The following is an 11,794-nucleotide window of genomic DNA, read 5'->3' as shown; positions in this document are numbered from 1 at the left end:
CAACAGGAGCTTCTGTGATCACTTCTCTGCTCGTCGCCAACCGCGGCGAGATCGCCTGCCGCATCGTCCGCACCTGCCGCGCGTCGGGCATCCGGACGGTCGCGGTGCACTCGGACGCCGACGAGAACGCGCTCCACACGCGCGTGGCCGACACGGCGGTACGGCTGCCGGGCGCGGCGCCCGCGCAGACGTATCTGCGCGGCGACCTGATCGTGAAGGCGGCCCTCGCCTCCGGCGCGGACGCCGTCCACCCCGGATACGGCTTCCTCTCCGAGAACGCCGGCTTCGCGCGCGCCGTCCTCGACGCCGGACTGCTCTGGATCGGGCCGCCGCCGGAGGCGATCGAGGCGATGGCGTCCAAGACGCGGGCCAAGCGGCTGATGGGGCTGGCGCCGCTGGCGGAGGTCACCGAGGCCGACCTGCCGGTGCTGGTGAAGGCCGCCGCGGGCGGCGGCGGGCGCGGCATGCGGATCGTGCGCCGCCTGCGGGACCTCGACGCGGCGCTGGAAGGAGCACGGGCCGAGGCCGCGAGCGCCTTCGGGGACGGCGAGGTCTTCGTCGAGCCCTACGTGGAGGGCGGCCGGCACGTCGAGGTGCAGATCCTCGCCGACACCCACGGCACGGTGTGGGCGCTGGGCACCCGCGACTGCTCCCTGCAGCGCCGCCACCAGAAGGTCATCGAGGAGGCGCCCGCACCCGGCCTCACCGCGGAGCTCAGGGACGAACTGCACACCCTGGCGGTCCGCGCCGCCCGCGCCGTCGACTACGTCGGCGCCGGCACCGTCGAGTTCCTCGTCTCCCCGGACGGCCGCGCCCACTTCCTGGAGATGAACACCCGCCTCCAGGTCGAACACCCCGTCACCGAGGCGGTGTTCGGCCTCGACCTGGTGGCCGAGCAGATCCGCGTCGCCGAGGGCCACGCCCTGGAGGACGAGCCGCCGCCCGCGCGTGGCCACGCGGTCGAGGCCCGGCTGTACGCCGAGGACCCGGCGTCCGGCTGGGCCCCGCAGACCGGCATCCTGCACCGGCTCGGCGTCCCCGGCGACGTCCGCCTGGACACGGGCTACGGCGACGGCGACGCCATCGGCGTGCACTACGACGCGATGCTCGCCAAGGCCGTCGCCCATGCCCCCACGCGCGCGGAGGCCATCCGCAGGCTGTCCGGCGCCCTGGAGCGGGCCACCGTCCACGGCCCGGTCACCAACCGCGACCTCCTCGTGCGCTCCCTGCGGCACGAGGAGTTCACCGACGCCCGCATGGACACCGGCTTCTACGACCGTCACCTCGCGGACCTGACCGCCCCTGCCCCCGACCCGCTCGCCCCGCTGGCCGCCGCGCTCGCCGACGCGCGGACCCGGGGCTCCCGCTTCGGCGGCTTCCGCAACCTGCCCTCCCAGCCCCAGGTCAAGCGGTACGCGACGGCCACGGGCGAGGAGCACGAGGTCCGCTACCGGCACACCCGCGCGGGCCTGGAGGCGGACGGCGTACGGGTGGTGACGGCCACGCCCGGCCTCGTCGTCCTCGAAGCGGACGGCGTGCGGCGCACGTTCGAGGTGACGCGCTACGGCGACCAGGTGTACGTGGGCGCCACCGTGCTGACCGCCCTGCCCCGCTTCCGCGACCCGGCGGCCCAGCACGCACCGGGCTCCCTGCTCGCCCCCATGCCGGGAACGGTCGTGAAGGTCGCCGACGGGCTGGCCGTGGGCGCCGCCGTACGGGCAGGGGAGCCGCTGCTGTGGCTGGAGGCCATGAAGATGCAGCACAAGATCGCGGCGCCGGTCACCGGCACGCTCACGGCCCTGCCCGCCGTGTGCGGTGCGCAGGTCGAGGTCGGTGCCCTGCTCGCCGTAGTCGAGGTCTCTGAGGAGGACCAGTGAGCGCCACGTCGGAAACCGGGGAACACAAAGCCCTCCGCTCGGCCGTCGCCGCCCTCGGCAAACGCCACGGCCGCGGCTACGACCGGGAAGCCCTGTGGGCCGAGGCGGCCAAGCTCGGCTACCTCGGCGTCAACCTCCCCGAGGAGTACGGAGGCGGGGGCGGTGGCGTCTCCGAGCTCTCCATCGTCCTGGAGGAGCTGGGCGCGGCCGGCTGCCCGCTGCTGATGATGATCGTCTCCCCGGCGATCTGCGGCACCGTCATCGCCCGCTTCGGCACCGAGAGCCAGAAGCGGGCGTGGCTGCCGGGCCTCGCCGACGGCACCCGCACCATGGCCTTCGGCATCACCGAACCGGACGCCGGCTCCAACTCCCACCGCATCACCACCACCGCCCGCCGCGACCCCGGCACCGGGGACTGGCTGCTCACCGGCCGCAAGGTCTTCATCTCCGGCGTCGACATCGCGGACGCCACCCTCATCGTCGGCCGCACCGAGGACGCCCGTACCGGCACTCTCAAGCCCTGCCTGTTCATCGTCCCGCGCGACGCCGAAGGCTTCACCCGGCGCGCCATCGACATGGAACTCAGCGCCGTCGAGAAGCAGTTCGAGCTGACCCTCGACGACGTACGGCTGCCCGCCGACGCACTCGTCGGCGACGAGGACGCGGGCCTGCTGCAGCTGTTCGCCGGGCTCAACCCCGAACGCATCATGACGGCCGCCTTCGCGATCGGCATGGGCCGCCACGCCCTCGCCCGCGCCGTCGAGTACGCGCGCGACCGCCAGGTCTGGAAGACCCCCATCGGCGCCCACCAGGCCATCGCGCACCCCCTCGCGCAGGCGCACATCGACCTCGAACTCGCCCGTCTGATGATGCAGAAGGCCGCGTACCTGTACGACGCCGGGGACGACGCCGGCGCGGGCGAGGCCGCCAACATGGCGAAGTACGCGGCGGGCGAGGCGTGCGTGCGGGCGGTCGACCAGTCCGTGCACACCCTCGGCGGCAACGGCCTCACCCGGGAATTCGGGCTCGCGTCGTTGATAACCGCCTCCCGCGTGGCTCGTATTGCTCCGGTGAGCCGGGAGATGATTCTCAACTACGTCTCCCACCAGACCCTGGGTCTGCCCAAGTCGTACTAGGCCGCCGCCCTTGGAGGAACCGTGTTCCGCAGCGAGTACGCCGACGTCCAGCCCGTCGAACTCCCCATCCACGAGGCGGTCCTGGGCCGTGCCGCCGGGTTCGGCGACGCGCCCGCCCTGATCGACGGCACCGACGGCACCACCCTCTCCTACGAGCAGCTCGACCGCTTCCACCGGCGGATCGCGGCCGCGCTCGCGGAGGCGGGCGTGCGCAAGGGCGACGTGCTGGCCCTGCACAGCCCCAACACCATCGCCTTCCCGACCGCCTTCTACGCCGCCACGCGCGCGGGCGCCTCCGTCACCACCGTGCACCCGCTGGCCACGGCCGAGGAGTTCGGCAAGCAGCTGAAGGACTCGTCGGCCCGGTGGATCGTCACCGTCTCGCCGCTGCTGGACACCGCCCGCCGCGCGGCCGGACTCGCGGGCGGCGTCCAGGAGATCTTCGTCTGCGACAGCGCGCCCGGGCACCGCTCGCTGATCGACATGCTGGCCTCCGCCGCCCCCGAACCACAGGTCGACATCGACCCCGCCGAGGACGTCGCGGCGCTGCCGTACTCCTCCGGCACCACCGGCGTCCCCAAGGGCGTGATGCTCACCCACCGCCAGATCGCCACCAACCTCGCCCAGCTCGAACCGCTGATCCCGGCCGGCCCCGGCGACCGCATCCTCGCCGTCCTGCCCTTCTTCCACATCTACGGCCTGACCGCCCTGATGAACGCGCCCCTCAGGCAGGGCGCCACGGTCGTCGTGCTGCCGCGCTTCGAGCTGGAGACCTTCCTCGCGGCCATCCAGAACCACCGCATCACCGGCCTGTTCGTGGCCCCGCCCATCGTGCTGGCCCTCGCCAAGCACCCGCTGGTCGCCCAGTACGACCTGTCGTCGCTGACCCACATCGTCAGCGCCGCCGCGCCCCTGGACGCCGCCCTCGCCGCCGCCTGCTCCCGCCGGCTCGGCCTGCCGCCGGTCGGCCAGGCCTACGGCATGACGGAACTGTCGCCCGGCACCCACGTCGTCCCGCTGGAGGCCATGCGGGACGCGCCGCCCGGAACCGTCGGCAAGCTCATCGCCGGCACCGAGATGCGCATCGTCTCCCTCGACGACCCCGACAAGGACCTCGGCGCCGGCGAGTCCGGCGAGATCCTCATCCGCGGCCCCCAGGTCATGAAGGGCTATCTGGGCCGCCCCGACGCCACGGCGGCGATGATCGACGGGGACGGCTGGCTGCACACCGGTGACGTGGGCCATGTGGACGGCGACGGCTGGCTGTTCGTCGTCGACCGGGTCAAGGAACTGATCAAGTACAAGGGCTTCCAGGTCGCCCCCGCCGAACTCGAGGCCCTCCTGCTGACCCACCCCGGCATCGCCGACGCCGCCGTCATCGGCGTCTACAACGAGGACCGCAACGAGGTCCCGCACGCGTACGTGGTGCGCCAGCCGAACGCGGGCGGCCTCTCCGAAGGTGAGGTCATGATGTACGTCGCCGAACGCGTCGCCCCCTACAAACGCGTCCGCCAGGTCACCTTCATCGACGGCATCCCGCGCGCCGCCTCCGGAAAGATCCTGCGCCGGGAACTGCGGGCCCTGAGGGAGCGGACGTGACCCTGGTCGGACGCACGCGCGCGCGTGGCGTCGAGACGCTCAGCCTCGACGCCACGGACAGCCGCAACGCCCTGTCGGCGGCGCTCGTGGGGGAACTGGCCGGCGCGCTGGCGGACTGCGCCGGGGACGGCGACGTACGCGCGGTCGTCCTCACCCACACCGGCAACACCTTCTGCGCGGGCGCCGACCTGCGCGACCCCCCGCACCCCGACGCCCTCGTTCAGCTGCTGCGGCAGATCGTCACCCTGCCCAAACCGGTCGTCGCCCGGGTCACCGGGCACGTACGGGCGGGCGGCCTCGGCCTCCTCGCCGCCTGCGACATCGCGGCGGCCGCGACCGGGGCGAGCTTCGCCTTCACGGAGGTCCGGATCGGAGTGGCCCCTGCGGTCATCTCCCTGCCCCTGCTGCCCCGCACCGACCCGCGGGCGCTGGCCCGCTACTACCTCACCGGCGAGCGCTTCGACGCCGCGGAGGCCGCCCGCATCGGGCTGGTGACGGTCACTGGTGACGACGTGGACGAGGTCCTGGTCCCCATCCTCGACGGTCTGCGCCGGTCCGCCCCCCAGGGGCTGGCCGAGACGAAACAGCTGCTCACGGCTAAGGTGCTCGAGACGTTCGACCGTGACGCGGCCGACCTCACCGCACTCTCGGCCCGGCTGTTCGCCTCCCCGCAGGCCCGCGAGGGAATGACGGCCTTCCTGGAACGACGGGACGCGGCATGGGTGCTGTGAGACGGCACGCGCGAAAGGGCACCTTTGGAACGGCACCTCTGGAATGGCACCTGCGAGACGGCCACTGCGAGACGGCACCTGCGAGACGGCACCTGCGAGACGGAATCTGCGATACGGCACCTGCGATACGGAATCTGTGAGATGGACGCTTCGAGACGCTCCGAGACGGACGCCGTGAGATGGCCGGCGTGACCTCGGTCGACCGCGTTCCCAAGCAGGACCGCAGCCGGGTCACCCGGCAGCGGCTGCTGGAGGCCGCCGTGGCCTGCCTCGCCGAGCGCGGCTGGGCCGGCTCCACGGTCTCCGTCGTCGCCGAACGCGCCGGCGTGTCCCGGGGCGCCGCCCAGCACCACTTCCCGACCCGCGAGGACCTCTTCACGGCAGCGGTCGAGTACGTCGCCGAGGAGCGCTCCACCGCGATCCGCGCCCTCTTCCCGGATGGCGCCTCCGGCGACCGGCGGGCCGTGGTGGCCGCCCTCGTCGACCTCTACACGGGCCCGCTGTTCCGGGCCGCCCTCCACCTCTGGGTCGCCGCCTCCAACGAGGAGCAGCTGCGGCCCCGGGTCACCGAACTGGAGGCCCGCGTCGGCCGCGAGACCCACCGCATAGCCGTCGACCTCCTCGCCGCCGACGAGGCCCGTCCCGGCGTCCGCGAAACCGTCCAGGGCCTGCTTGACATGGCCCGCGGCCTCGGGCTCGCGAACCTGCTCACGGACGACGGGGGGCGCCGGGAGCGGGTCGTGGCGCAGTGGGCCGGAATCCTGGACGAGACGCTGGGCTGAGCCCCACCCGGCGCGGCGAGGGCCTCTCGCGTCGGTCAGCGGGCGATGTCCTCGTAGCCCGCGATCTCCTGCGGGCCCCGCGGTCCCGGCCCCACATACCGGGCGGTCGGCCGTACCAGGCGTCCCGTCCGCTTCTGCTCCAGGATGTGCGCCGACCAGCCGGCCGTGCGGGCGCACGTGAACATCGAGGTGAACATGTGCGCCGGGACCTCGGCGAAGTCCAGGACGATCGCCGCCCAGAACTCGACGTTGGTCGCCAGGACCCGGTCCGGGCGGCGGGCGTGCAACTCCTCCAGCGCGGCCTTCTCCAGCGCCTCGGCCACCTCGAAACGCGGAGCGCCCAGCTCACGGGCCGTGCGCCGCAGCACGCGCGCGCGGGGGTCCTCGGCGCGGTAGACGCGGTGCCCGAAGCCCATCAGGCGCTCGCCCCGGTCCAGCGCCTGCTTCACGTACGCCTCGGCGTCCCCGGTCCGCTCGATCTCCTCGATCATGCCGAGCACGCGCGAGGGCGCGCCACCGTGCAGCGGCCCGGACATCGCCCCTACGGCGCCCGACAGCGCGGCGGCGACGTCCGCGCCGGTCGAGGCGATGACCCGGGCCGTGAAGGTGGAGGCGTTCATGCCGTGCTCGGCGGCGGACGTCCAGTAGGCGTCGACGGCCGCGACGTGCTTCGGGTCGGGCTCGCCCCGCCAGCGGATCATGAAGCGCTCGGTGATCGAGTTGGCCTTGTCGATCTCCCGCTGCGGAACCATGGGCCGGCCCTGGCCGCGGGCGGACTGGGCGACGTAGGAGAGCGCCATGACGGCCGCCCGGGCCAGGTCGGCGCGGGCCTGCTCGACGTCGATGTCCAGCAGCGGTTTCAGGCCCCACACGGGCGCCAGCATGGCCAGCGCCGACTGCACGTCCACGCGGATGTCGCCGGAGTGCACCGGGATCGGGAACGGTTCGGCGGGCGGCAGACCGGGGTTGAAGGCGCCGTCGACGAGCAGCCCCCAGACGTTGCCGAACGAGACCTGACCGACCAGGTCCTCGATGTCGACGCCCCGGTAGCGGAGGGCGCCGCCCTCCTTGTCCGGTTCGGCGATCTCCGTCTCGAACGCGACGACTCCCTCGAGTCCGGGTACGAAGTCGGACATCAGGCGGCTCCTCGTGATGTGTACGGCGGATGTGCACGACGGAAAGGGCGGCCCGCCGCCGGATCCCCGGCCGCTTCGTGCGACTCGTGGTCCTGGCCGGCCACGGTGGTGATGCCCCGTACGACTGGTCGCCCAACCGGAACGGAACCTGCACGATATCCCCGAGTGCCAGTTTTGGGGAGACTGCGCGGCACTCAGTGCCATGTCTGGCTCTGCCATCATGACGGACACCGCGCGGGACGGCACCCGGGCATGCGGCAAGATGACCGCGTGACCGACCGAGACGCCGTCCCCCTCGACCCCGCCGCGATGCGCAAGCAGTACCGGGCCGAGGGTCTCGCCGAGACCGACCTGCCCGAGACCCCGGTGGCCCAGTTCGCCCGCTGGTTCGCGCAGGCCGCGACGCAGGCCCATCTCTTCGAGCCGAACGCCATGGTCGTCTCCACGGCCAATGCCGAGGGGCGCCCCAGCTCGCGCACCGTGCTGCTGAAGCACTTCGACGAACAGGGCTTCGTCTTCTACACCAACTACAACTCCCGCAAGGCCGGCGACCTCGCGGAGAACCCGTACGTCTCCCTGCTCTTCCCCTGGCACCCGATGGCCCGTCAGGTCATCGTCTCGGGGGCCGCCCGCCGCACCGGCCGCGACGAGACGGCCGCCTACTTCCGCACCCGGCCGCACGGCTCGCAGCTCGGTGCCTGGGCCAGCGCCCAGTCGAGCGTGATCTCCGGGCGCGCCGAACTCGAGGCCGCGTACGCCGAACTGGCCGCCCGCTACCCCGAGGGCGAGCAGGTCCCGGTCCCCCCGGACTGGGGAGGCTTCCGGGTCGCCCCGCGGTCGGTGGAGTTCTGGCAGGGCCGGGAGAACCGGCTGCACGACCGCTTGCGGTACGTGGCGCAGGCGGACGGCGGGTGGCGGGTCGAGCGGCTCAGCCCCTGAGGCCGCCCCGGCGCCCGGGCTCCGCCGGGACACGGAACGCAGACGACCCGCGAGCTCGGGTCCTCCCGCCTCGCGGCGGGGGAGCCGGCCGGACGTACCGGCGAACTCGCGGGTCGGGCGACTGCGTTGGATTGGGCCGGCTGCGTGCAGCTCGCACACGCTGGTCCGGCACCGCACTGGGTGTGGTGGCGGGCCGCTAGCCCGCAGCCACCTCCGACGTCCGGTGTGCATACATGCTCCGAACCACCTCCTTCCTTGGTGCCCGCCACTCTAGGAAGCGGCCCCGGGGACGTTCAAGCGATTTACGGGCGGCGGAAAGAAGGCAGGCAGGCGACGGGCAGAGGACAGGAAAGAGACAGAACGGACCTCTTCTGATAAGAAATGTTCAAACTTCTGGCGTAGATGGACAGTTCCCGCGTGCCCGGTCGAACCCGTCCGCCAAAGTGTGAGCTCAAGGTGCCGGTGCTGATCGTGACGACGGTGCCTCGATTCTTTCCGAAGGGACCGCATGACCAGAATGGTTCAGGCCGCGCCGGGACGTCGCAGACGCGTGGCGGGCGAGGGCGACACGAGGGTCCGGGGGGCGGTGGCGTCCACGCTCGCCGTCGCGCTCCTTGCGACCGCCGCCGTCTCGGCGAGCGCGGCCGGCGCCGCCGCCGCACCGCGGCCGGACGCGCCGAAGCGAATAGGCACGGCGCCGCGCGTGCCGGCCGGCGCGTCCGTCGTCGGCGCCACCACCCCGGGAACCACCCTGCACCTCAGCGTGCATCTGTCCCCGCGTGACCCGAAGGCGCTCAGCGACTTCGTCACCGCGGTGTCCACCCCGGGCGACCCCCAGTACCACCACTACCTGGCCAAGGGGCAGTTCGCCTCGGCCTTCGGCCCCACCCGGGACACCATCGCCGGAGTCTCGCAGGCGCTCAGGGCGGCCGGGCTCAGGCCGGGCAAGGTCAGCTCCGACGGCCTCGCCATCCCGGTGACCGCCACCGTCGCGCAGGCGTCCCACGCCTTCGGCACCGGCTTCAAGAACGTCCGGCTCAGGAACGGCACGACGCGCTTCCTCAACACCGCGGCCCCCGCACTGCCCGCCGACGCCGCCGCGTCGGTGACCGGGATCGTCGGCCTGAGCAACGTCAGCACCCTGGTCGGCCACCACTCCGCCGTGCGGCACGTGAGCGGGCCCGCCTCCGTCGCCGGGCGCAGCCCCCGCGCGGTGGCCCCCCGCACGTACACCCCGGCCCTGTGCGCCGACTTCACCGGTTCGGGCCTCAGCGACGGCACCGACTACTACAGCCCCGGCAAGCTGGCCGGCAACTACGGGATGACGAGCTCCGCCACCGCCGGTGCCGGGCAGACCGTGGCCGTGTTCGAGCTGGAGAACGTCGACGACGCCAGCATCGCCGCGTACCAGTCCTGCGTGGGCACCAGCACCTCGGTCTCCCACGTGTACGCCGACACGACGGCCGGGTCGGGTGCCGCGGCCGGCAGCACGGTGGACGGCTCGCTGGTCGGCGTGGAGGCGGCCCTCGACATCGAGGACCTGATCGGTCTGGTGCCGGGCGCGAGCATCATCGACTACCAGGGCCCGGACGCCTCGTCCGCCACCGACCAGAACGTCCTGGACGTCTACCAGAAGATGGTCACCGACGACCGGGCACAGGTCATCTCCACCAGCTGGGGCCTGTGCGAGGCCGTCCAGAGCAGCGCGAACGCGAACGCCGAGAGCACGATCTTCGCGGAGGCCGCGGCCCAGGGCCAGAGCGTCGTCGCCGCCTCCGGCGACAGCGGCTCCAGCGACTGCGCACCCGCGACCGGTTCCTCCGCGGCCGCCGTGGACGACCCGGCGAGCCAGCCCTACGTCACGGGCGTCGGCGGCACCACGATGAACGGTTCGGGCACCGCCGCGACCCAGGCGGCGTGGAACTCGGACGGCGGCGCCAGCGGCGGCGGTGTCTCCACGCGCTGGAGCCCGGCCGTCTACCAGGGCGGCGTCGCCACCACGAGCAAGCGGGCGGTCCCGGACGTGTCGGCCCTGGCCGACCCGAGCGCCGGCTACCCGATCTACTACCTGGACACCAGCCAGTCCTCCGGCCCCGTCCCCGGCATCATCGGCGGGACCAGCGGCGCGGCGCCCACCTGGGCCGCCGCCATCGTCCAGGCCAACGCCTCCAGCGCCTGCCAGGCGAACGGCCGCGTCGGCTTCCTCAACGACGCCCTCTACAAGGCGGGGCGCGCCGACTACCCCGGTGCCTTCTGGGACGTCACCAGCGGCAACAACTCCGTGTACGCCACCGGCTACTCGGCGGCGGCGGGCTATGACGAGGTCACCGGTCTGGGCGCGCCCAGGGAGCAGGGCCTGATCGACTCGGTGTGCGCGGCCCGGGGCACGGCGGCCACCGGAGCCGCCACGTTCCACCCGCTCGCCACCCCCAAGCGCCTGCTGGACACCCGCAACGGCACCGGCTGGGGCCTCAGCTCCGTGCCGACGAAGCACGTGCTGGTCAGCGGCGGCACCGCGCCGGTCAGGATCGAGGGTGCGGCGGGGATACCCAGCAGCGGTGTGACCGCCGTGGTCCTCAACCTCACGGCGACCGGCACCACCGGCGGCGGACACCTCACCGCGTGGGCCGACGGCACCACCAAGCCGTCGACCAGCAACCTCAACTGGAGCGACCCGGGCCGGACCATCGCCGCCTCCACCACCGTGAAGGTGGCCGGCGACGGCATCGTGAACGTCTCGACCAGCAGCGCCACCCATGTGATCGTCGACGTCCAGGGCTACTACACCAGCGGCACCGGCGGCGCCCGGCACACGGCGCTCAAGCCCTACCGCCTGCTGGACACCCGGCACGCCGTCGGCATCTCCACCACCAGCAAGATCTCCGACAAGGCGATCAGCCTCAAGGTCCGCGGCCACGGGGGCGTGCCGAGCGGCGCCACCTCCGTGGTGCTCAACCTGACGGCCACCCAGACCAGCAGCAGCGGCTACCTGGAGGCCTACCCGGAGGGCACCACCCGCCCGACCGCCTCCAACCTCAACTGGTCGGCCACCGGGACCACCATCGCCAACATGGCGGTCGTGCCGATCGGCAGCGACGGCAACGTCAGCATCTTCGTCCGCGGCACCAGCCACGTGATCGCCGACGTCTCCGGTTACTTCTCCTCCTCCGGTACGACCCTGAAGACGGTCACCCCGTCGCGTCTGCTGGACACCAGGAAGACGTCGGCGCTCGGCTCCGGCAAGACGCTGGCCCTGCAGATCTCCGGTCGCGACGGCGTTCCGTCGACCGGCGTCAAGGCCGTCGTCCTGACGGTGACGGCCACCCGCACCACCGGAACCGGTTACCTCACCGTCTGGGCCGACGGCACCAGCCGTCCGACCGCCTCCAACCTGAACTGGGTGAAGGGCATCAGCATCGCCAACCAGGTGATGGTGCCGGTCGGTTCGAACGGCAAGGTGGACTTCTACACCAACAGCACCACGGACCTGATCGTGGACGTGGCCGGATACACCAGCTGAGGTGATCCGGCGCGGTACCCGCGATGCCCCCGCCGACCACGACGGTCGGCGGGGGCATCCCCGTTCCCGGCCCC

General features: G+C 72.8%; 8 protein-coding genes. 7 read left to right on the top strand and 1 reads right to left on the bottom strand.

Annotation, left to right across the window (positions count from 1 at the left end; all coding sequences use genetic code 11):
* Window positions 1-14 precede the first annotated feature (14 nt).
* From ACJ9NR_RS17555 to ACJ9NR_RS17535, 5 genes are all read left to right on the top strand, one after another.
* Entirely contained in the window at window positions 15-1,877 is a 1,863-nt protein-coding gene (locus ACJ9NR_RS17555; protein WP_412488510.1) for an acetyl/propionyl/methylcrotonyl-CoA carboxylase subunit alpha, read from the top strand.
* Complete coding sequence (locus ACJ9NR_RS17550; protein WP_412488509.1) at window positions 1,874-3,013, top strand: acyl-CoA dehydrogenase family protein; 1,140 nt, start codon at window positions 1,874-1,876, stop codon at window positions 3,011-3,013. The genes ACJ9NR_RS17555 and ACJ9NR_RS17550 overlap by 4 nt, the downstream gene beginning before the upstream one ends.
* Window positions 3,014-3,034: 21 nt before the next feature.
* Window positions 3,035-4,612, top strand: coding sequence for a 4-coumarate--CoA ligase family protein (locus tag ACJ9NR_RS17545; protein WP_412488508.1), 1,578 nt, complete (start codon window positions 3,035-3,037; stop codon window positions 4,610-4,612).
* Entirely contained in the window at window positions 4,609-5,343 is a 735-nt protein-coding gene (locus ACJ9NR_RS17540) for an enoyl-CoA hydratase family protein (RefSeq protein ID WP_412488507.1), read from the top strand. Before ACJ9NR_RS17545 ends, ACJ9NR_RS17540 begins: the two co-directional genes overlap by 4 nt.
* A gap of 179 nt (window positions 5,344-5,522) precedes the next feature.
* Entirely contained in the window at window positions 5,523-6,125 is a 603-nt protein-coding gene (locus ACJ9NR_RS17535) for a TetR/AcrR family transcriptional regulator (RefSeq protein ID WP_412488506.1), read from the top strand.
* A 35-nt stretch (window positions 6,126-6,160) separates the two neighbouring features.
* Here the strand turns inward: ACJ9NR_RS17535 and ACJ9NR_RS17530 are convergent, their stop codons facing one another.
* Window positions 6,161-7,261: a citrate synthase 2 gene (locus tag ACJ9NR_RS17530; RefSeq protein WP_412488505.1), complete on the bottom strand. Its 1,101-nt coding sequence runs from the start codon at window positions 7,259-7,261 to the stop codon at window positions 6,161-6,163.
* 252 nt (window positions 7,262-7,513) lie between these two features.
* Here ACJ9NR_RS17530 and pdxH point away from each other — a divergent pair, with 252 nt between their 5' ends.
* Together pdxH and ACJ9NR_RS17520 are read left to right on the top strand one after the other, a co-directional pair.
* The gene (pdxH, locus tag ACJ9NR_RS17525) at window positions 7,514-8,200 is read left to right on the top strand and encodes a pyridoxamine 5'-phosphate oxidase (RefSeq protein WP_412488504.1); all 687 of its coding nucleotides are present in this window, start codon (window positions 7,514-7,516) and stop codon (window positions 8,198-8,200) included.
* 508 nt (window positions 8,201-8,708) lie between these two features.
* Complete coding sequence (locus ACJ9NR_RS17520) at window positions 8,709-11,720, top strand: S53 family peptidase (RefSeq protein WP_412488503.1); 3,012 nt, start codon at window positions 8,709-8,711, stop codon at window positions 11,718-11,720.
* Window positions 11,721-11,794: the final 74 nt, after the last annotated feature.

It is taken from the genome of Streptomyces sediminimaris (assembly GCF_047049295.1).
Classification (GTDB): domain Bacteria; phylum Actinomycetota; class Actinomycetes; order Streptomycetales; family Streptomycetaceae; genus Streptomyces; species Streptomyces sediminimaris.
This window is presented reverse-complemented; position numbering and strand designations above follow the sequence as displayed.

Coding starts and splice junctions, on each gene's coding strand:
- ACJ9NR_RS17530 (WP_412488505.1), bottom strand. CDS start 7,261: ATGTCCGACTTCGTACCCGGACTCGAGGGAGTCGTCGCGTTCGAGACG.
- ACJ9NR_RS17520 (WP_412488503.1), top strand. CDS start 8,709: ATGACCAGAATGGTTCAGGCCGCGCCGGGACGTCGCAGACGCGTGGCG.
- ACJ9NR_RS17535 (WP_412488506.1), top strand. CDS start 5,523: ATGGCCGGCGTGACCTCGGTCGACCGCGTTCCCAAGCAGGACCGCAGC.
- pdxH (WP_412488504.1), top strand. CDS start 7,514: ATGCGGCAAGATGACCGCGTGACCGACCGAGACGCCGTCCCCCTCGAC.